18 protein-coding genes and 1 pseudogene are annotated in these 20,926 nt (G+C 73.2%); 5 read left to right on the forward strand and 14 right to left on the reverse strand.

The features are described 5' to 3' along the window. Window positions 1-182: 182 nt before the first annotated feature. From tkt to pgl, 5 genes are read left to right on the forward strand one after another with little or no spacing between them, the layout of a single operon-like run. Window positions 183-2,270 carry a transketolase gene (gene tkt, locus MW084_RS06565; protein WP_010472992.1) on the forward strand — a complete coding sequence of 696 codons (2,088 nt, stop codon included), beginning with the start codon at window positions 183-185 and terminating at the stop codon, window positions 2,268-2,270. Between the two features lie 35 nt (window positions 2,271-2,305). Continuing rightward, on the forward strand, window positions 2,306-3,424 hold the full coding sequence (gene tal, locus MW084_RS06570; protein WP_010472991.1) for a transaldolase: 1,119 nt from the start codon (window positions 2,306-2,308) through the stop codon (window positions 3,422-3,424). 4 nt (window positions 3,425-3,428) lie between these two features. Further along, on the forward strand, window positions 3,429-4,952 hold the full coding sequence (gene zwf / locus MW084_RS06575) for a glucose-6-phosphate dehydrogenase (protein ID WP_275563508.1): 1,524 nt from the start codon (window positions 3,429-3,431) through the stop codon (window positions 4,950-4,952). After that, on the forward strand, window positions 4,949-6,052 hold the full coding sequence (gene opcA / locus MW084_RS06580) for a glucose-6-phosphate dehydrogenase assembly protein OpcA (RefSeq protein ID WP_010472989.1): 1,104 nt from the start codon (window positions 4,949-4,951) through the stop codon (window positions 6,050-6,052). The genes zwf and opcA overlap by 4 nt, the downstream gene beginning before the upstream one ends. After that, a complete protein-coding gene (gene pgl / locus MW084_RS06585; RefSeq protein WP_010472988.1) occupies window positions 6,049-6,831 on the forward strand; it encodes a 6-phosphogluconolactonase in 783 nt (260 codons plus the stop codon). Before opcA ends, pgl begins: the two co-directional genes overlap by 4 nt. A gap of 74 nt (window positions 6,832-6,905) precedes the next feature. Here pgl and MW084_RS06590 read toward each other — a convergent pair whose 3' ends face one another. From MW084_RS06590 to uvrC, 14 genes and pseudogenes are all read right to left on the reverse strand, one after another. Further along, window positions 6,906-7,754, reverse strand: a complete 849-nt coding sequence (locus MW084_RS06590; protein ID WP_029553676.1) for a poly-gamma-glutamate hydrolase family protein — start codon at window positions 7,752-7,754, stop codon at window positions 6,906-6,908. Between the two features lie 56 nt (window positions 7,755-7,810). Continuing rightward, window positions 7,811-8,235: PH domain-containing protein (locus tag MW084_RS06595; RefSeq protein ID WP_275563509.1), on the reverse strand; the 425-nt coding region annotated here is incomplete at its 5' end. Window positions 8,236-8,238: 3 nt separating this feature from the next. Then, window positions 8,239-9,328: pseudogene (locus tag MW084_RS06600) on the reverse strand (PH domain-containing protein); the annotation flags it as partial. Then, a complete protein-coding gene (locus tag MW084_RS06605) occupies window positions 9,325-9,822 on the reverse strand; it encodes a PH domain-containing protein (protein WP_029553675.1) in 498 nt (165 codons plus the stop codon). The pseudogene MW084_RS06600 and the gene MW084_RS06605, both read right to left, overlap by 4 nt. 4 nt (window positions 9,823-9,826) lie before the next feature. Then, window positions 9,827-11,482: a glucose-6-phosphate isomerase gene (gene pgi, locus MW084_RS06610; RefSeq protein WP_010472982.1), complete on the reverse strand. Its 1,656-nt coding sequence runs from the start codon at window positions 11,480-11,482 to the stop codon at window positions 9,827-9,829. A 184-nt stretch (window positions 11,483-11,666) separates the two neighbouring features. Then, window positions 11,667-12,002 carry an RNA polymerase-binding protein RbpA gene (locus MW084_RS06615; RefSeq protein WP_010472981.1) on the reverse strand — a complete coding sequence of 112 codons (336 nt, stop codon included), beginning with the start codon at window positions 12,000-12,002 and terminating at the stop codon, window positions 11,667-11,669. Between the two features lie 113 nt (window positions 12,003-12,115). After that, the gene (secG, locus tag MW084_RS06620; RefSeq protein ID WP_029553673.1) at window positions 12,116-12,346 is read right to left on the reverse strand and encodes a preprotein translocase subunit SecG; all 231 of its coding nucleotides are present in this window, start codon (window positions 12,344-12,346) and stop codon (window positions 12,116-12,118) included. 120 nt (window positions 12,347-12,466) lie between these two features. Next, window positions 12,467-13,243, reverse strand: coding sequence for a triose-phosphate isomerase (gene tpiA / locus MW084_RS06625; RefSeq protein ID WP_010472979.1), 777 nt, complete (start codon window positions 13,241-13,243; stop codon window positions 12,467-12,469). Between the two features lie 5 nt (window positions 13,244-13,248). Continuing rightward, window positions 13,249-14,460, reverse strand: a complete 1,212-nt coding sequence (locus MW084_RS06630; protein WP_010472978.1) for a phosphoglycerate kinase — start codon at window positions 14,458-14,460, stop codon at window positions 13,249-13,251. Between the two features lie 112 nt (window positions 14,461-14,572). After that, a complete protein-coding gene (gene gap, locus MW084_RS06635) occupies window positions 14,573-15,577 on the reverse strand; it encodes a type I glyceraldehyde-3-phosphate dehydrogenase (RefSeq protein ID WP_010472977.1) in 1,005 nt (334 codons plus the stop codon). A 246-nt stretch (window positions 15,578-15,823) separates the two neighbouring features. Continuing rightward, complete coding sequence (whiA, locus tag MW084_RS06640; RefSeq protein WP_010472975.1) at window positions 15,824-16,813, reverse strand: DNA-binding protein WhiA; 990 nt, start codon at window positions 16,811-16,813, stop codon at window positions 15,824-15,826. Beyond that, window positions 16,804-17,829, reverse strand: a complete 1,026-nt coding sequence (locus tag MW084_RS06645) for a gluconeogenesis factor YvcK family protein (protein WP_010472973.1) — start codon at window positions 17,827-17,829, stop codon at window positions 16,804-16,806. Before MW084_RS06645 ends, whiA begins: the two co-directional genes overlap by 10 nt. Beyond that, window positions 17,826-18,779 (reverse strand): RNase adapter RapZ, encoded by a 954-nt coding sequence (gene rapZ, locus MW084_RS06650; protein WP_010472970.1) that lies wholly within the window; start codon window positions 18,777-18,779, stop codon window positions 17,826-17,828. The genes MW084_RS06645 and rapZ overlap by 4 nt, the downstream gene beginning before the upstream one ends. After that, complete coding sequence (uvrC, locus tag MW084_RS06655; protein WP_255130265.1) at window positions 18,772-20,823, reverse strand: excinuclease ABC subunit UvrC; 2,052 nt, start codon at window positions 20,821-20,823, stop codon at window positions 18,772-18,774. The genes rapZ and uvrC overlap by 8 nt, the downstream gene beginning before the upstream one ends. Window positions 20,824-20,926: the final 103 nt, after the last annotated feature.

Consider the following 20,926-nt stretch of genomic DNA (forward strand, 5'->3'; position numbering starts at 1 on the left):
GGGCCGCGGTGCGGGCGGGCCCGCGAGGGGCGTCGCACGCGCTTCCGCGCGGGGCTCCGCCACGGTGGCGGCGCCCGGTCGAGAGCCGGAAAATCGGGCATGGTGACGGGATAGGCTCGGCAGCGGCCGGTGCACCGATGTCATCGGCATGTGACCTGTTCGGAGAGGAGCCCTGACTCAGGGTGAGCACCAAGCCGATCACCACAGACCTCGAATGGACCGCACTGGACCAGCGTGCCGTCGACACCGCCCGCGTGCTGGCCGCGGACGCCGTACAGAAGGTCGGCAACGGCCATCCGGGGACGGCCATGAGCCTGGCCCCCGCGGCGTACACGCTCTTCCAGAAGGTGATGCGCCACGACCCGGCGGACCCGGACTGGGTCGGGCGCGACCGTTTCGTGCTGTCCGCCGGCCACTCCTCGCTGACGCTGTACACCCAGCTGTACCTGGCCGGGTTCGGCCTGGAGCTGGACGACCTGAAGGCCTTCCGCACCTGGGGCTCGAAGACCCCCGGCCACCCGGAGTACGGCCACACCAAGGGCGTGGAGACGACGACCGGCCCCCTGGGCCAGGGCGTCGCCAACGCCGTCGGCATGGCGATGGCCGCCCGCTACGAGCGCGGCCTGTTCGACCCGGAGGCGGCGCCCGGCACCTCGCCCTTCGACCACTTCGTGTACGTCGTCGCCGGCGACGGCTGCCTCCAGGAGGGCATCGCCGCGGAGGCGTCGTCGCTCGCCGGCCACCAGAGGCTCGGCAACCTGATCATGCTGTGGGACGACAACCACATCTCGATCGAGGGCGACACCGAGACCGCCGTGTCCGAGGACACCCTGAAGCGGTACGAGGCGTACGGCTGGCACGTGCAGCGCGTCGAGCAGCAGGAGAACGGCGACCTCGACCCGGCCGCCCTGTACGCGGCCCTCCAGGCGGCGAAGGCGGAGACCGGCCGCCCGTCGTTCATCGCGATGCGCTCGATCATCGCCTGGCCGGCCCCGAACGCGCAGAACACCGAGGCCGCCCACGGCTCGGCGCTGGGCGACGAGGAGGTCGCGGCCACCAAGCGCGTGCTGGGCTTCGACCCGGAGAAGTCCTTCGAGGTGGCCGACGAGGTCATCGCGCACACCCGCAAGGCGCTGGACCGGGGCCGCGAGGCCCGCGCCGCCTGGGAGAAGGACCTCCAGGAGTGGCGCGCCGCCAACCCGGAGCGCGCGGCCGAGTTCGACCGGATCTCCGCGGGCGAGCTGCCCGCGGGCTGGGAGGAGAAGCTGCCGGTCTTCGAGGCGGGCAAGGCCGTCGCCACGCGCGCCGCGTCCGGCAAGGTCCTCCAGGCGCTCGGCGCGGTCGTCCCCGAGCTGTGGGGCGGCTCCGCCGACCTGGCCGGTTCGAACAACACCACGATCGACAAGGCGTCGTCGTTCCTGCCGGAGGGCAACCCGCTGCCGGAGGCCGACCCCTACGGCCGCACGATCCACTTCGGCATCCGCGAGCACGCGATGGCCGCCGGGATGAACGGCATCGCGCTGCACGGCAACACCCGGGTGTTCGGCGGCACCTTCCTGGTCTTCTCCGACTACATGCGCAACGCGGTCCGGCTCTCGGCGCTGATGCACCTGCCGGTGACGTACGTGTGGACGCACGACTCGATCGGCCTCGGCGAGGACGGCCCGACCCACCAGCCGGTGGAGCACCTGGCGTCGCTGCGCGCCATCCCGGGCCTGAACGTGGTCCGCCCGGCCGACGCGAACGAGACGGCGATCGCCTGGCGCGAGATCCTCCGGCGCTGGACGAAGGAGTTCGGCAAGGGCGCCCCGCACGGCCTGGTGCTGACCCGCCAGGGCGTGCCGACGTACGAGCCGGACGAGGGCGCCGCGCGCGGCGGCTACGTGCTGCTCGACGCCGAGGGCGGCGAGCCGCGGGTCGTGCTGATCGCCACCGGCTCCGAGGTCCACCTGGCCGTGGAGGCGCGCGAGCGGCTCCAGGCGGAGGGCGTGCCGGCGCGCGTGGTGTCGATGCCGTGCGTCGAGTGGTTCGAGGAGCAGGAGCAGGGGTACCGGGACTCGGTGCTGCCGCCGTCGGTGCGGGCGCGGGTGGCGGTGGAGGCCGGCGTCGGCCTCACCTGGCACCGGTACGTCGGCGACGCGGGCCGGATCGTGTCGCTGGAGCACTTCGGGGCCTCGGCCGACGGCAAGCTGCTGTTCCGGGAGTACGGCTTCACCCCGGAGGCCGTCGCCGCCGCCGCGCGGGAATCGATCACGGCCGCGGCGCACTGACGCCCGCACAAGCACGAGTAGGAGATGCAATCCTCATGACAGACGCACTCAAGCGCCTCTCCGACGAAGGCGTCGCGATCTGGCTCGACGACCTGTCCCGCAAGCGGATCACCTCCGGCAACCTCGCGGAGCTGATCGACGGGCAGCACGTGGTGGGGGTCACCACCAATCCGTCGATCTTCCAGAAGGCGATCTCCGAAGGCCACGGCTACGACGTCCAGCTCGCCGACCTCGCGGCCCGCAGGGTGACCGTCGAGGAGGCCGTCCGCATGATCACGACGGCGGACGTCCGGGACGCCGCCGACATCCTGCGCCCCGTCTTCGACGCGACGCAGGGGCAGGACGGCCGGGTGTCCATCGAGGTGGACCCGCGGCTCGCGCACGACACCCGGGCGACGGTCGCCGAGGCGAAGCAGCTGGCGTGGCTGGTGGACCGGCCCAACACCCTCATCAAGATCCCCGCCACCGAGGCGGGCCTCCCGGCGATCACGGAGGTGATCGGCCTGGGCATCAGCGTCAACGTCACGCTGATCTTCTCGCTGGAGCGCTACCGCGCCGTCATGGACGCCTACCTCGCCGGCCTGGAGAGGGCCCGGGAGCGCGGTCTGGACCTGTCGACGATCCACTCGGTGGCGTCCTTCTTCGTCTCCCGGGTGGACACCGAGGTCGACCGGCGGCTGGACGCCCTGGGCACCCCGGAGGCGAAGGCGCTGCGCGGCAAGGCCGCCCTGGCCAACGCGCGGCTCGCCTACCAGGCGTACGAGGAGGTCTTCGGCTCCGAGCGCTGGGCGGCGCTGGACCGGGCGCAGGCCAACCGGCAGCGTCCGCTGTGGGCGTCGACGGGCGTGAAGGACCCGGCGTACAAGGCCACCCTGTACGTGGACGAGCTGGTCGCGCCGGGCACGGTGAACACGATGCCGGAGGCGACGCTGGAGGCGACGGCCGCGCACGGCGAGATCCGCGGCAACACCGTCGCCGGCACGTACGGGCAGGCCCGTGCGGACCTGGACGCGCTCGCGGGGCTGGGCATCGGCTACGACGAGGTGGTCCGGCTGCTGGAGGAGGAGGGCGTCGCCAAGTTCGAGGCGTCCTGGAACGACCTGTTGGCATCGACCGAGGCGGAGCTGAAGCGCCTCGCCCCTTCGGAGGCGTAGGACCTTGCACAGCAGCAATCCGCTGCGTGACGCCGCGGACCGCAGGCTCCCGCGCATCGCGGGCCCCTCGGGTCTGGTCATCTTCGGCGTCACGGGCGACCTGTCCCGCAGGAAACTGATGCCCGCCGTCTACGACCTGGCGAACCGGGGGCTGCTGCCGCCGGGCTTCGCCCTGATCGGCTTCGCCCGCCGCGAGTGGCAGGACGAGGACTTCACCCAGGTCGTCCACGACGCGGTCAAGCAGCACGCGCGCACCCCCTTCCGCGAGGAGGTGTGGCAGCAGCTGATCCAGGGGATGCGGTTCGTCCAGGGCGACTTCGACGACGACACCGCGTTCGAGCAGCTCAAGTCCACGATGGAGGAGCTGGACAAGGCGCAGGGCACCGGCGGCAACTTCGCCTTCTACCTCTCCGTGCCGCCCAAGTTCTTCCCGGTGGTCGTCCAGCAGCTGAAGCAGCACGGGCTGGCCGAGCAGCGGCAGGGGTGCTGGCGGCGCGCGGTCATCGAGAAGCCGTTCGGGCACGACCTGGCCTCGGCCCAGGAGCTGAACGCGATCGTCCACGAGGTGTTCACCCCGGACCAGGTCTTCCGGATCGACCACTACCTGGGCAAGGAGACCGTCCAGAACATCCTGGCGCTGCGGTTCGCCAACACCCTCTTCGAGCCGATCTGGAACCGGTCGTACGTCGACCACGTGCAGATCACCATGGCCGAGGACATCGGCATCGGCGGCCGCGCCGGCTACTACGACGGCATCGGCGCCGCCCGCGACGTCATCCAGAACCACCTGCTCCAGCTCCTCGCCCTGACCGCGATGGAGGAGCCCGCCTCCTTCGACGCGGACGCGCTCGCCGCCGAGAAGACCAAGGTCCTGGGGGCCGTGCGGCTGCCCAAGGACCTGGGCGCCTCGACGGTGCGCGGCCAGTACGCGGCCGGGTGGCAGGGCGGCGAGAAGGCCGTCGGCTACCTGGAGGAGGAGGGCATCGACCCCGCCTCCAAGACCGACACGTACGCCGCGATCAAGCTGGGGATAGACAACCGCCGCTGGGCGGGGGTCCCCTTCTACCTGCGGACCGGCAAGCGCCTGGGCCGGCGGGTGACGGAGATCGCGGTGGTCTTCCAGCGGGCCCCGCACTCCCCCTTCGACCACACGGCGACGGAGGAGCTGGGCCAGAACGCGCTGGTGATCCGCGTCCAGCCGGACGAGGGGGTGACCATGCGGTTCGGCTCGAAGGTGCCGGGCACCTCGATGGAGGTGCGGGACGTCTCGATGGACTTCGCGTACGGCGAGTCGTTCACCGAGTCCAGCCCCGAGGCGTACGAGCGGCTGATCCTCGACGCCCTCCTCGGCGACGCCAACCTCTTCCCGCGGGTGGAGGAGGTCGAGCTGTCGTGGCGGATCCTCGACCCGATCGAGGAGTACTGGGACACCCACGGCAGGCCCGCGCAGTACCGGGCGGGCACCTGGGGTCCGGTCGAGGCGGACGAAATGCTCGCACGAGACGGACGGAGCTGGCGCCGGCCATGAAGATCGACCTTACGGACACCACCTCCAGCAAGATCAACAAGGCGCTGGTCCTGGGGCGGCGCGCCATCGGCACGCCGGCGGTCGGCATGGTGATGACCCTGGTCATCGTCACCGACGAGGAGAACGCGTACGACGCGCTCAAGGCCGCGAACGAGGCGTCCCGCGAGCACCCGTCGCGGACCCTCGTCGTGATCAAGCGGGTCTCGCGCTCGCCGCGCGACCGGGCCACGGCCCGGCTCGACGCCGACGTGCGGGTCGGCGCGGACGCGGGCAGCGGTGAAACGGTCATCCTGCGGTTGTACGGCGAGGTCATCGACCACGCGCAGTCGGTCGTGCTGCCGCTGCTGCTGCCCGACGCGCCCGTGGTGGTCTGGTGGCCGGTCAACGCGCCGACCGACCCCGCCAACGACCCGCTGGGCGCACTCGGCCAGCGGCGGGTGACCGACACGTACAACGCCGAGGACCCGGTCCGCGAACTGGCGGCGCGCGCCGCCACGTACACGCCGGGCGACACGGACCTGTCCTGGACCCGGATCACGCCGTGGCGCTCGATGCTCGCGGCCGCCCTGGACCAGGTCGCCTGCCAGGTGATCTCCGCCGAGGTGGAGGGCGAGGAGTTCAACCCGAGCGTGGAACTGCTCGCCATGTGGCTGGCGGACCGGCTCGGGGTCGCGGTGCGCCGTACGACGTCCGCGGGTCCCGGCCTCACCTCCGTGCGGCTGGAGACGGACTGCGGGCCGATCGAGCTGGGCCGGGCGGACGGCTCGCTCGCCACGCTCTGCGTCCAGGGCCAGCCGGACCGGGCGGTGGCCCTGAAGCGCCGCGAGACCGCCGAGCTGATCGCGGAGGAGCTGCGGCGGCTCGACCCGGACGACACCTACGCGTCGGCGCTGCGGTACGGGGTCGAGCGGCTGGCCGAGGCGGCGGACGCCCCGGGCGGGACTCCGGCACCCGCCGCGGAGGTGCCGGAGGCCCCGGAGGCTTCGGAAGCTCCGGAGGCGTCCGCGGGTGACGGCGGCGGTGCCGGTACGGCCGGCTCCGCCGGCGCGGGGAAGACCGGTGCGAAGAAGGCCCCGGCGAGGAAGGCGGCGGCCAAGTGAGCGCGCCCCTGCTGATCGTCCACCGCGACAAGGACCTGATGGCGCAGGCCGCCGCCGCCCGGCTGGTCACCCGCCTCGCCGACGCGCAGGCCGCCCGCGGCTCCGCGTCGGCGGTCCTCACCGGCGGCCGCAACGGCAACGCCCTGCTGGCCGCGCTGGCCGCGTCCCCCGCTCGGGACGCGGTCGACTGGTCGCGAGTCGACCTGTGGTGGGGCGACGAGCGGTTCCTGCCGGAGGGCGACCCGGACCGGAACGTCACCCAGGCACGGGCGGCCCTGCTCGACGGCCTGCCGCTGGACCCGGCGCGGGTGCACCCGATGCCGGCGTCGGACGGCCCGCACGGCGCGGACGCCGACGCGGCCGCCGCCGCGTACGCGGCGGAACTGGCCGCCGCGGCGGGCGTGGAGGACGACGGCCCGGTCCCCCGGTTCGACGTGCTCCTGCTGGGCGTCGGCCCGGACACCCATGTCGCGTCGCTCTTCCCGGAGCACCCGTCGGTACGGGAGACCGAGCGGACGGTGGTGGGCGTGCACGACGCGCCGAAGCCGCCGCCGACCCGGATCTCCCTCACGCTCCCGGCGATCCGCTCGGCGCGCGAGGTGTGGTTGCTGGCGGCGGGCGAGGACAAGGCGCGGGCCGCGGCCGTCGCCCTGTCCGGCGCCGGCGAGGTACAGGCCCCGGCGGCGGGGGCGCGCGGGCGTGAGCGGACGCTGTGGCTGCTCGACGCGGCCGCGGCGGCGCGGCTGCCGCAGCCGCCGCAGCCGCCGGCGGAGGACTGACGGCCCGCCACCCCGCACGGGCAGGGGTCCGGCCCGCACCTCGGTGCGGGCCGGACCCCGTCGTTCCGCCGCGGTCAGAGGATGACCTGGTCGGGGTCCTGGTGCAGGCGGGCGATGGCGGTGCGGCAGGCGCGGACGAAGTTCCGGTAGTCATCCGTGAGGGTGCCGGCGCGCCCCGCGCGGGTGTTGTCGCGGAACATCGCGGCGCGCAGCTCCGTGGTGAGCTCCAGCTGGCCGCCCTTGCCGAGCATGGTGCTGTTGCACGGGTTGTCCGGGCTGATGCCGGCGAGGTCGCGGACCTCGGGGTCGTTGCCGTCCCTCCAGGCGATGCCCTCCCGGTCGAACTCGGCCTTCAGCAGGGTCTTGAACCGTTCGTTGAGCCCGCCGACGACCACGGCCCGCGGGTTCGCCGTCTGGGCCTGCGCCGACGTGCAGCCGTGCAGGCTGAGCACGTTGAGGCTGGAGCGGACCATCGACCGGCAGACGTGGTCGTCGTTGTGGTTGGCGGTGACGTGCAGTTCCCGGTTGCCCGAGCTGCGCAGGCCCTCGAACATCCAGTAGTCGTGGACGCCCAGGCCGTCGTCGGCGGGCAGGAGGGTGGCGGGGTCGTAGCCGGCTATGCCGAGGCACAGCTCGGACGTGCCCCCCTCGATGGCGCCGCCGTGCATGGCGAGGACGGTGGTGCGGTTGTAGGGCTGCCGTCCGGCCTCGCTGTGGTCGAGGACCTCGTGCCGCCGGTAGCGGCGTGCGAAGTCGATTCCCTCCCGGCCGGCCAGCCGGGTGTAGAGGTCGGTGTTGGAGGCGTAGACGTCGGACTCGCCGGCCGCGTGGGCCCGCGGGGCGGTCGCGGTGTCCAGCAGGGGGCCGGTGACGGCGGCGGCGGCGAGCGCGGTGAGGACGGCGCGGCGACTGGTGTGGGTCATCGGGTCATGTTCGCCGTCCGCGGCCGGAGGCGGCCACTCCGCTCCCGCGCCGCGCGTCACTCCGCCGGTTCGAGGAACGGCTCCAGCAGGCCGGGGACGGCGGTGGCCGCGAAGCGCAGGCCCTCGCTCGCGTCGGCGTCGCGCACGTGGTACGCGCCGTCCCCGGCGGCCGTGGTGGCGGTGAGGGTGAGCAGCCCGGCGCGCCGCTGGACGTACGACTGCCTGACCGTCCACCCGATGACGCCGCCGCGCCGGAGCGCGACGGTCGACCGGCGCACCGTCCCGGAACGCGCCACCAGGTAGTCGCCGGCCGTGCCGTGGCCGAGCCCCCGGTACGCGTCGAGGGCGAGGAGCACCGCGGGCGGCAGCAGGACCAGCGCGGTCGCCCCGGCGGCGTACGCCAGGGCGCGGACGTCCAGCAGCGGCCCGAGCGCGGCGAGCACCAGGGCCGGCAGCAGCGCGGCGCCCACCGCCCGGCGCANNNGCCGCGCGCGGGCCGCCCGGGGGTGCGCGGTGAGCGGCGCGGACGTGGGCGGTACGGGCTCGCGCAGGACGCGGGCGGCGACCGCGTCCGCGACGGCGCGGGGCACGGCGGGCAGCAGCGAACGGTGGGCGCCGTGCCGGTCGTCGGCGCCGCGCGTGAGCCCCGTGGCGACGGCGTCCACCCGCGCGGCCCCGAGCAGCCGGACGCCGAGCGGCTCGACGACTTCCACGCCGAGCAGCCGCCGCTCCTCCACGGACAGGGAGCGGACCGTGAGCAGGCCCCGCCTTATCCGCAGCGTGCCGCCCGGTTCGCGCTCCAGCCGGAAGCCCCACCACATCTCGGTCCACACGGCGAGCGCGCCGACGGCTCCGGCGAGCAGCGCCGCGGTGGCGAGGGCGAGGACGGCCCACACGACCGGCGCGCCCCGCAGGAGGTCGCCCGCCCGGGCGACGACCTCGTCCTGCTTCCCGAACCACTCGCTGACCTGCATCACGCCGCCGATCGCCGCGCCGCCGAGGAGCGGTGCGGCGAAGGACACCGGCGCGTACCGGGCCCACGACGGGTCCAGGGCGGCCAGTCCGCCGTCGGCGCGGGCCGCCGCGTCCGCTCCGGGCGCGCGGCGCAGCAGTTCGCGCCGCAGCCGCTCGCCCTCGGCGCGGGTGACCGCGTGCAGTTCCAGGGTGGACCCGGTGCCCCCGGTGCTCTCCCCCGTCCCGATGCGCACCTTCACCAGGCCGAGGACGCGCAGCAGCGGATGGGCCGTCAGGTCGACGCTGCGGACGCGCTCGCGGGGCAGGGAGCGGCGCCGCTCCGAGGCGAGCAGCCGCGACCGGAGTTCGACCCGCTCGTCCCCGACGCGGTAGCGGGTGCGCCGGTACCGGACGTACCCGGCCGCGGCGCCGCCGGCGGCGAGCAGCAGGAACCCGGCGGCCACCAGGAGCAGCGCGCCGGCCGCGCCCAGCGGGTCGGCCAGGCCGAGGAACGCCGGCACGGTACCGCCGGCCGCGACGCCGGCCCCGGCGGCGCCGCCGGCGAGCGCCGTGCGCCGGTCGAGCCGCCGCCACCGCCCGTCGCCGGGGGCGGCGCTCACGTCGCGTCCCCCGGCGTGTCGCCGGTGATCCTCGTCAGCCGCTCGGCGAGGTCGGCCGCCAGCCGGTGGTCGAGTCCGGCGATGGTCACCGCGCCCCTGGCGGACGCCGTGGTGACGGTGAGCGTGGCGAGGCGGAACAGGTGCTCCAGCGGCCCGCGGACGGTGTCCACGGTCTGGACCCTGGACATGGGGGCGATGCGCCACTCCTGGCGGAGGAAGCCGGTGCGGACGTAGACGGCGTCCTCCGTCACCTCCCACCGGTGGGTGCGGAACCACCAGCGGGGCAGGAGCGCGGCGCACCCGAGCCCGGTCGCGGCCACCGCCCCCGCGGCGGCGAGCAGCCAGGTCCGGGCGGGTTCCAGGAGGCTCCCCAGCCCGGCCAGGGCGATCGCCGGCACGGCCGCCGCCAGCAGCCACCGCGTGCGCCACCAGGCGACCGCCCGCCGGTCGAGCGTGTTCCGCGGCGGCCGCAGCCGCACCGCCCCCTCCTCCATCACGTCACCCGGCCCGCGACGCCCGGTAGGCGGCGGCCAGGGCCGCGGTGGAGCTGTCGAGGCCCTCGCCGCCGACGCCGGTGGTCAGCACCGGTTCGAGCCGCTTGGCGAGGACCTTGCCCAGTTCGACGCCCCACTGGTCGAAGGAGTCGATGTTCCAGACCGCGCCCTGGACGAAGACCTTGTGCTCGTACAGGGCGACGAGCTGGCCCAGTACCGACGGGGTCAGCTCCTCGGCGAGGATCGTGGTCGTCGGGTGGTTGCCGCGGAACGTCCGGTGCGGCACGAGCTCCTCGCCGACGCCCTCCGCGCGCACCTCCTCGGGGGTCTTGCCGAAGGCCAGGGCCTGCGTCTGGGCGAAGAAGTTGGCCATCAGCAGGTCGTGCTGGGCCGCGAGGCGGGGCGGCAGGCCGGCGACGGGCCTGGCGAAGCCGATGAAGTCGGCCGGGATCATCCTGGTGCCCTGGTGGATGAGCTGGAAGTAGGCGTGCTGGCCGTTCGTGCCGGGCGTGCCCCAGACCACCGGGCCGGTCTGCCAGTCGACCGGCAGGCCCTCGCGGTCCACGGACTTGCCGTTCGACTCCATGTCGAGCTGCTGGAGGTAGGCCGTGAACCGGGACAGGTGGTGCGAGTACGGCAGCACCGCGTGCGACTGGGCGTCGAAGAACGCCCCGTACCAGATGCCGAGGAGGCCCAGCAGCAGCGGGGCGTTCTCCTCCGGCGGGGCGGTGCGGAAGTGGTCGTCCATCAGCCGGAAGCCGTCGAGCATCTCGCGGAACCGGTCCGGACCGATGGCGATCATCAGGGAGAGGCCGATGGCGGAGTCGTAGGAGTAGCGCCCGCCGACCCAGTCCCAGAACTCGAACATGTTCGCCGTGTCGATGCCGAAGTCCCGGACCTTCCCGGCGTTGGTCGACACGGCCACGAAGTGCCGGGCGACGGCCTCCTGGCCGGCCTTCAGCCCGTCGAGCAGCCACGCGCGGGCGGAGGCCGCGTTGGTGAGGGTCTCGACGGTGGTGAACGTCTTGGAGGCGATGACGAAGAGGGTCTCCTCCGCGTCCAGGTCGCGGATCGCCTCGTGCAGGTCGGCGCCGTCGACGTTCGAGACGAAACGGAACGTCAGGTCGCGGCGGGTGTGGGGCCGCAGCGCCTCGTAGGCCATCGCCGGGCCCAGGTCGGAGCCGCCGATGCCGATGTTGACGACGTTCCTGACGGGCTTTCCGGTGTGGCCCGTCCACGCGCCGGAGCGGACCCGGTCGGAGAAGTCGGCCATCCGGTCCAGGACGGCGTGCACGCCGGGGACCACGTTCCGCCCGTCGACCTCGACGACGGCGTCGCGGGGGGCGCGCAGCGCGGTGTGGAGGACGGCGCGGTCCTCCGTGGTGTTGATCCTCTCGCCGCGGAACATGGCGTCCCTGAGCTCCGCGACGCCGGTGGCCTCGGCCAGCCGGCGCAGCAGCGCCAGGGTCTCGTCCGTGACGAGGTGCTTGGAGTAGTCCAGGTACAGGTCGCCGACCCGCAGGGTGTAGCCGGTGCCGCGCGCCGGGTCGGCGTCGAACAGGTCGCGCAGATGTGTCGTACCGAGTCGTTCGCGGTGCTCCGCCAGGGCGGCCCACTCCGGCATCCGGGTCAGCCTCGGGCGGTTGCTCTCTGCGTTCATGCTGGACATCAGCCCACTTCTTCTCGTATCTGCCTGCTTGCCCGCTGCTCCTCCAACCTAATTGATCTGTCCGCCCGGCACCGCCCCGCCCGCGGGCCGGAGTACTCCTGGGGACACGGAAAGGGCCCCACTCGCGAAACCGTCGGGTTTCGCGGGCAGGGCCCGTGCTGCGGAGTGCCGGGGGTCAGATCTCGCCGCGCAGTTTGGCCAGCGCCTCGGCGAGGATCGCCTCGCCGTCGGCGTCGCTGCGCCGCTCCCTGACGTACGCCAGGTGGGTCTTGTACGGCTCGGTGCGCGGCGGGGCCGGCGGGTTGTCCCGGTCCTGGCCCGCCGGGAAGCCGCACCGGGGGCAGTCCCAGGTGTCCGGGACCTGTGCGTCGCTGGCGAAGCTCGGCTGCGTCTCGTGTCCGTTGGAGCACCAGAAGGGGATGCGCAGCCGGGGCGCGGACTCGCCGCGCTCGGCCTCCCCCATCGGCCCCGCCCCGACCCGGCTTCCCCGGATCGCGTTGCCACTTGCCACGGTCGTCACTCCCTGCGTGATGGTGCTCGAGGATGCCCCAGTCTACGTAAGGCCCAACGCGCGTCCAGCGACGGCGGTCACCGGCCCCCGGGCGCGCGGGAGGAGGCGGCCGGTCAGCCGTCCAGCTTGACCAGCAGCCCCACGACGACGATGCAGGCGACCCAGAGGAGGGCGACGACGACGGTGATGCGGTCGAGGTTGCGCTCGGCGACCGACGAACCGCCGACGGAGGACTGCATGCCGCCGCCGAACATGTCGGAGAGACCGCCGCCCTTCCCCTTGTGCATCAGCACCAGCAGCATCAGCAGCAGGCTGAACACGATCAGGGCGATCGAGAATCCCATAATCACGGCTGGACCCTACTTCCTGGCAATTCTCTCGGACTGGACGGACGACGGGGGCCCGGGCTCACCCGGAGCCCCCGGGCCCCCGCAAGGGTACGACGATTCGGCCCTACCGCCTACTCACTGGTCGCGGAAGCGGACGATCCTCACGAACTCCTCCGGGTCCAGCGAGGCACCGCCGACCAGGGCGCCGTCGACGTCGGGCTGCGCCATGATCGCGGCGATGTTGCCGGCCTTCACGGAGCCGCCGTACTGGATGCGGACCGCGTCGGCCACGTCCCGGGAGTACAGCTCGGCGAGGCGGCCGCGGATCGCGCCGCACACCTCCTGGGCGTCCTCGGGGGTGGCGACCTCGCCGGTGCCGATGGCCCACACCGGCTCGTAGGCGACGACGATCGTCCCGGCCTGCTCGGCGGGGACGTCCCGGAGGGCGCCGTCGAGCTGGGCGAGGGTGTGCGCGACCTGGTCGCCGGCCCTGCGGACGTCGAGTCCCTCGCCGACGCAGAGGATCGGGGTCAGGCCGTGCCGGAACGCGGCCTTCACCTTGTCGTTGCAGACCGCGTCGGTCTCGCCGTGGTACTGGCGGCGCTCGGAGTGGCCCACGGTGACGTAGGCGCACTTCAGCTTGGCGAGCATGGCGCCGGAGATCTCGCCGGTGTACGCCCCGGAGTCGTGCGCCGACAGGTCCTGGGCGCCGTACCCGATCTTCAGCTTGTCGCCGTCGACCAGGGTCTGCACCGAGCGCAGGTCGGTGAAGGGCGGCAGGACGACGACCTCGACGGCGTCGTGGTCCTTGTCGGTGAGGGCGAAGGCGAGCTTCTGGACGTGGGCGATGGCCTCCAGGTGGTTGAGGTTCATCTTCCAGTTGCCCGCCATCAGCGGGGTGCGGTGGGTCACGGTGGTCAGTCCTCCAGTGCGGCGAGGCCGGGGAGCGTCTTGCCCTCGAGGTACTCGAGGCTGGCGCCGCCGCCGGTCGAGATGTGGCCGAACGCGTTCTCGTCGAAGCCGAGCGTCCGGACGGCGGCGGCGGAGTCCCCGCCGCCGACGACCGTGAAGGCCGGGGAGTCGGCGAGCGCCTGGGCGACGGCCCGGGTGCCCTGGGCGTAGTCGGGGTGCTCGAAGACGCCCATCGGGCCGTTCCAGAAGACGGTGGCGGCGTCGGCGAGCTTCGAGGCGTACAGCTCGCAGGTCTCCGGGCCGATGTCGAGGCCCTTCTGCCCGGCGGGGATGGCGTCCGCGGCGACCGTGGCGGGGTGGGTCGGGGCCTTGGCTGCGAGGTCGGGGAAGTCGGCGGAGACCAGCACGTCGACGGGGAGGACGAACTCCACGCCGCGCTTCTCGGCGCGCTCCAGGTACTCCCGGACGGCCGGGATCTGGTCCTCCTGGAGCAGCGAGGCGCCGACCTCGTGGCCCCTGGCCTTGAGGAAGGTGTAGGCCATGCCGCCGCCGATGAGGATGCGGTCGGCCTTCTCCAGCAGGTGGTCGATGACGCCGAGCTTGTCGGAGACCTTCGACCCGCCGAGGACGACCGCGTACGGCCGCGCGACGTCGTCGGTGAGCTTCCTCAGGACGCCGACCTCGGTGGCGATGAGGTGGCCGGCGTAGGCGGGCAGCAGCTTCGGCAGGTCGAAGACGGAGGCGTGCCGGCGGTGCACGGCGCCGAAGCCGTCGCCCACGTACACGTCGGCGAGCGCGGCGAGCCGGGCGGCGAACTCGGCGCGCTCGGCGTCGTCCTTGGACGTCTCGCCCGCGTTGAAGCGGAGGTTCTCGAGGACGGCGACCTGCCCGGCGCCGAGGCCGGCGACCGTGTCGTGGGCCTCGCTTCCGACGGTGTCGCCGGCGAAGGCGACGGGGGTGCCGAGGAGTTCGGCGAGGCGCGCGGCGGCGGGGCGCAGCGAGAAGGCCGGGTCCGGGGCGCCCTTGGGGCGGCCGAGGTGGGAGGCCACGACGACCTTGGCGCCCGCCTCGGCGAGGGCCCGGACGGTGGGCAGGACGGCGCGGATGCGGCCGTCGTCGGTGATGGTGGTGCCGTCGAGCGGGACGTTGAGGTCGGCGCGGACGAAGACCCGCTTGCCGTCGACCCCTCGCTCGAGAAGGGTGTGGATCGTCTGCATCGGTTGGTGCTCCTTGGAGAACTCGTGGCCGGGCAAGCCACGGGGCCCGTACAGCGCGTCTCCGCGCCGCCCGGGCCCCGTGCTCACATCGAGGTGCCCGCCCTGCTGTTTATCAGAGCCGGTCGCCGACGAAGACGGTCAGGTCCACCAGACGGTGTGAGTAGCCCCATTCGTTGTCGTACCAGCCGACGATCTTGGCCTGCTTGCCCTGCACCAGCGTCAGCGACGAGTCGAAGGTGCAGGAGGCCGGCCAGTTGACGATGTCGGAGGAGACGATCGGGTCCTCGGTGTACTCCAGGATGCCCTTCAACTGGCCCTCGGCGGCCTTCTGGAAGGCGGTGTTGATCTCGTCCCTGGTGGCCTCGTGCTCGAGTTCCAGGACGAGGTCGGTGACCGAGCCGGTGGGGACCGGGACGCGCATGGCGATGCCGTCCAGCTTGCCCTTGAGCTGCGGGAGGACGAGCGCGGTGGCCTTGGCGGCGCCGGTGGACGTGGGGATGATGTTCTGCGCGGCGGCGCGGGCGCGGCGGAGGTCCCGGTGCGGGAAGTCCAGGATGCGCTGGTCGTTGGTGTAGGCGTGGACGGTGGTCATCATGCCCTTGACGATGCCGAAGTTCTCGTCGACGACCTTGGCCATCGGGGCCACGCAGTTGGTGGTGCAGGAGGCGTTGGAGACGACGTGGTGGGCGGCCGGGTCGTACCTGTCCTGGTTGACGCCCATGACGATGGTGATGTCCTCGCCCTTGGCGGGGGCCGAGATGAGGACCTTCTTCGCGCCGCCGGCGATGTGCTTCTCGGCGTCGGGCTTCTTGGTGAAGATGCCGGTCGACTCGATGACGACGTCGACGCCCAGCCCGCCCCAGGGGATGTCGGCGGGGTCGCGCTCGGAGAGCACCTTGACGGTGTGGCCGTCGACGGTGATCGTGTCGGCGGTGTGGGTCACCTCGGCCTTGAGGCGTCCGAGGACGGTGTCGTACTTCAGCAGGTGGGCGGTGGTCGCGGTGTCACCCAGGTCGTTGACAGCCACGATCTCGATGTCTGCGCCCTGCTCCAGCAGGGCACGGAAGTAGTTGCGACCGATGCGGCCGAAGCCGTTGATTCCTACGCGGATCGTCACGAACCGATCTCCTCGTTAGGTACGCCGGAGTCGAACGCCCGGCGATCTCTGTTTGGGATGTCCCCGACCGCTTTCGACCCTACCCCTCACGGGGCTCCGCGGCGGCATTGAGCGCACCGGAACGACCCAAACCTTGCAACATACAGTTGGTTAATGCGTTTGTCATCCCCCTGCTCGGTACGGGCAACGGTAAACCCCGCCGGGCCTGCGGAAACGGCGGCGCGGCGGGGTTCGCGGGGCGAGGGGTCAGCCGACGAGGCCGTCGGCCATCTCCTCCGTCAGGTTCGACTCCGTGCCCGGAATGCCCAGGTCCTGGGCGCGCTTGTCGGCCATCGCGAGGAGGCGGCGGATGCGCCCGGCGACGGCGTCCTTGGTGAGCGGCGGGTCGGCGAGGGCGCCCAGCTCCTCCAGCGACGCCTGCTTGTGCTCCATGCGCAGCCGCCCGGCCGCCGCGAGGTGCTCCGGGACGTCCTCGCCGAGGATCTCCAGGGCGCGCTGCACCCGGGCGCCGGCGGCGACGGCGGCGCGGGCCGAACGGCGCAGGTTGGCGTCGTCGAAGTTGGCGAGCCGGTTGGCCGTGGCACGGACCTCGCGGCGCATCCGCCGCTCCTCCCAGGCCAGTACGGACTCGTGGGCGCCGAGCCGGGTCAGCAGGGCGCCGATCGCGTCGCCGTCGCGGACGACGACCCGGTCCACGCCCCGCACCTCGCGGGCCTTGGCCGCGATGGAGAGCCGGCGGGCGGCGCCGACCAGGGCGAGCGCGGCCTCCGGACCCGGGCAGGTGACCTCCAGGGAGGAGGAGCGGCCCGGCTCGGTCAGCGAGCCGTGCGCCAGGAAGGCGCCCCGCCAGGCGGCCTCGGCGTCGCAGGTGGCACCGGAGACGACCTGCGGGGGCAGGCCCCGGATCGGCCGGCCGCGGCCGTCGACGAGGCCCGTCTGGCGGGCCAGCTGGTCACCGCCCGCCACCACGCGCACCACGAAGCGGGAACCGCGCCGCAGCCCGCCCGGCGCCATCACGATCAGCTCCGAGCCGTGCCCGAAGATCTCCGCGATGTCCCGCTTCAGGCGGCGCGCCGCCATCGCCGTGTCCAGCTCCGCCTCGATCACGATCCGGCCGCTCACCAGGTGCAGGCCGCCGGCGAACCGCAGGATCGACGAGACCTCCGCCTTTCTGCAGCAGGTGCGGGTGACGGGGAGCCGGGAGATCTCGTCCTTCACCGCTGCCGTCATCGCCATGGGCCGATCCTTCCATGCATCCGAAAAATACGGTCGTACGCGGCGGCCAGCAGCTCCGGGTCGTGCTTGGGAAGGCCGTCCTTCCTGGCCACCGGGGCCAGCTCGACCGCCGCGCCGAAGCGCTTCGCGGCGTCCGCCAGCGACTCGCGGTCGGGCACGGCGGCCTCGTCGGCCAGCACCACGTCCAGGGCGAGTTTAGGTGCGTGTCGGGCCAAAACCTCCAAATGACGCTGCGGGGAGAACCCGGCGGTCTCCCCGGGCTGCGGCGCGAGGTTCAGCGACAGCACCCTGCGGGCCTTCGTCTCGACGAGCGCGTCCAGCAGCTCCGGCACCAGCAGGTGCGGGATCACCGAGGAGAACCACGAGCCCGGGCCGAGGACCACCCAGTCGGCGTCCAGGACGGCGGCGACGGCCTCCGGGACGGCCGGCGGGTCGTGCGGCACCAGGTGCACCGACTGGACCTCGCCGGGCGTGAGCGCCACGGTCGCCTGGCCGCGCACGGTGTCCACCTCGTCCGGCCGGGCCGGGTCGTGCCCCCTGACGAGCGCCTGGAGCTCCAGCGGCACGGCGGACATGGGCAGCACCCGGCCGTGGGCGCCGAGGAGCCTGCCGACCAGGTCGAGTGCCTGCACGTGGTCGCCGAGCTGCTCCCACAGGGCGACGATCAGCAGGTTGCCGACGGCGTGTTCGTGCAGGTCGCCCTTGGACTGGAAGCGGTGCTGGATGACCCGCGCCCAGGTCTGGCCCCAGTCGTCGTCGCCGCACAGGGCGGCGAGGGCCTTGCGCAGGTCCCCGGGGGGCAGGACGCCCAGCTCCTCGCGGAGCCGGCCGCTGGACCCGCCGTCGTCGGCGACGGTGACCACCGCGGTCAGGTCGCCGGTGATCCGGCGCAGGGCGGCGAGGGACGCGGACAGGCCCATGCCGCCGCCGAGCGCCACGACCTTCGGCTGCGCGCCGCGCCCGCGCAACGCACGCGCGGACAGGGTGCTCGCGCGCCGCCGGTACGGGCGCCTCACTCGCGCCCCATGTCCCGGTGCACGACGACGGTCTCGACCCCTTCCGAGGCGAGCCTGGCGGCGAGCTTCTCGGACATGGCGACGGAGCGGTGCTTGCCGCCCGTGCAGCCGACGGCGATGGTGACGTAGCGCTTCCCCTCGCGGCGGTAGCCGGAGGCGACGAGCTGGAGCAGCTCCGTGTACCGGTCGAGGAATTCCTTGGCGCCCGGCTGGTCGAAGACGTAGCCGGACACCTCCTCGTGCAGGCCGGTGAAGGGGCGCAGCTCGGGCACCCAGTGCGGGTTGGGCAGGAAGCGGCAGTCGGTGACGAGGTCGGCGTCGACGGGCAGGCCGTACTTGTAGCCGAACGACATGACGGTGGCCCGCAGTTCGGGCTCCTCCTCGCCGGCGAACCGGGCGTTCATCTTGGCGCGCAGCTCGTGCACGTTGAGGCTGGAGGTGTCGATCACCAGGTCGGCGTCGCCGCGCAGCTCGCGCAGCAGGTCGCGCTCGGCGGCGATGCCGTCGACGATGCGGCCGTCCCCCTGGAGGGGGTGGGGGCGGCGCACGGACTCGAAGCGGCGCACGAGCGCGTCGTCGGAGGACTCCAGGAAGACGATGCGCCGGACGACCTGCTTGGCGTCGAGGTCGGCGAGGGACTCGCGCAGGTTGTCGAAGAACTGGCGTCCGCGGACGTCGACGACGACGGCGATCCGGGCGACGTTGCCCTGGGAGCGGGCGCCGAGCTCGACCATGGTGGGGATCAGGGCGGGCGGCAGGTTGTCCACGACGAACCAGCCGAGGTCCTCCAGGCACTTCGCGGCGGTGCTGCGCCCGGCGCCGGACATGCCGGAGATGATCACCAACTCGGGGGTGACCCCCTCGGCGGCCTCGCCCACCTCGATCGCGGTGCCCGTACTCACGTCCGCCGCTCCGCCTTCCCTGTCGTCGTGCGCGGTGTGGTCATTCATGTCCGGCCGCCCGTCCATACGTGGTCTCCCCGTCGTCGTCCTCCATGATCTCCCCCGTGGCCGTGTTCACGGCGGGAGCGGCCGGCGCGGCCCCGGCGAGGGCGGCGGCGACGGCCTCGGCGGTCTTGCGGCCGAAGCCGGGCACCTCGCAGATCTGGTCGATTGTCGCCTGCCGGAGCCGTTTCACCGAACCGAAGTGCTTGATCAGTACCCGTTTGCGCGCGTCCCCGAGGCCCGGCACGTCGTCCAGGGGGCTGGTCCGCAGCCGCTTGCCGCGCTTGGCGCGCTGGTAGCGGATGGCGAAGTCGTGGGCCGTGTCGCGGATCCGCTGGAGGAGGTACAGGCCCTCGCTGGTACGGGGCAGGACGACCGGGTCGTCCTCGTCGGGCAGCCAGACCTCCTCCAGCCGCTTGGCCAGGCCGCACACCGCGACGTCGTCGATGCCCAGCTCGTCCAGGGCCCGGCGGGCGGCGGCGACCTGCGGCCGGCCGCCGTCGACGACGACGAGCTGGGGCGGGTAGGCGAACTTCCTCGGCCGGCCGCTCCCCTCGGCGGAGACCGGGTCCCCGGCGCCGGCGGGGACCTCGCCGCCCTCGGCGAGCCACTCCCCCGTCCGCTCCTTCTCCGCGAGGTAGCGCCGGAAGCGGCGGCTGATCACCTCGTGCATGGAGCGGACGTCGTCCTGCCCCTGGCCGTGCCAGACCTGCGTGTCCCCGACGCGGCCCTTGATCTCGAAGCGGCGGTACTCGCTCCTGCGGGGCAGCCCGTCCTCGAAGACGACCATGGACGCGACGACGTCCTGGCCCTGGAGGTGGGAGACGTCGAAGCACTCGATGCGCAGCGGGGCGGTGTCCAGGCCGAGTGCGTCGGCGATCTCCTCCAGGGCGCGGGAGCGGGTGGTGAGGTCGCCGGCGCGCTTGGTCCGGTGCAGGACCAGGGCCTGCTGGGCGTTGCGCCCGACGGTCTCCATCAGGTCCTTCTTGTCGCCGCGCCGCGGGACGCGCAGGGACACCTGGGAGCCGCGGCGCCCGCTCAGCCACTGCGTGACCGCGTCGGGGTCCTCGGGCAGGGCGGGGACCAGGACCTCCTTCGGCACGGCGTCGCCGCTCTCCTCGCCGTACAGCTGCTGGAGGGCGTGCTCCACCAGGCCGGCCGTGTCGACGGCCTCGACCTTGTCGGTGACCCAGCCGCGCTGCCCGCGGACCCGGCCGCCGCGGACGTGGAAGATCTGGACGGCGGCCTCCAGTTCGTCCTCGGCGACGGCGATCAGGTCGGCGTCGGTGGCGTCGGCGAGGACGACGGCGTTCTTCTCCATGGCCCGGCGCAGGGCCTGTATGTCGTCGCGGAGGCGGGCGGCCCGCTCGTACTCCATCTCCTCGGCCGCCTCCGCCATGTCCTTCTCCAGGCGGCGGAGGTACGTGCCGGTCCGGCCGGCCATGAAGTCGCAGAACTGCTCGGCCAGTTCGCGGTGCTCCTCGGGGGTGACCCGGCCGACGCAGGGCGCCGAGCACTTGCCGATGTAGCCGAGGAGGCAGGGGCGGTCCGTGCGGGCGGCGTTCCGGAACACCCCGGACGTGCACGTGCGGACGGGGAAGACCCGCAGGAGCAGGTCGACGGTCTCGCGGATGGCCCACGCGTGCGCGTACGGCCCGAAGTAGCGCACGCCCTTCTGCTTGTGGCCGCGGGTGACCTGGACGCGGGGGAACTCCTCGCCGAGGGTGACGGCGAGGTAGGGGTAGCTCTTGTCGTCGCGGTACTTGACGTTGAAACGGGGGTCGTACTCCTTGATCCAGGAGTACTCCAGCTGCAGCGCCTCCACCTCCGTGGAGACCACCGTCCACTCCACGGACGCGGCCGTGGTCACCATGGTCCGCGTGCGCGGGTGCAGGCCCGCCAGGTCCTGGAAGTAGCTGGCGAGGCGCTGGCGCAGCGACTTGGCCTTGCCGACGTAGATCACGCGCCCGTGCTCGTCGCGGAACCGGTAGACCCCCGGCGAGTCGGGGATCTGTCCCGGCTTGGGGCGGTAGCTGGAGGGGTCTGCCATACCTCACACCCTACTGGCGCGTACCGACAACCCGGCCGCGCGGCGGGGAGCGGGACGGGTCCGGGCGCTTGCCCGAGGCGCCCATCGTTGTCACGGGCAGGTC

It is taken from the genome of Streptomyces sudanensis, assembly GCF_023614315.1.
Lineage (GTDB): Bacteria > Actinomycetota > Actinomycetes > Streptomycetales > Streptomycetaceae > Streptomyces > Streptomyces sudanensis.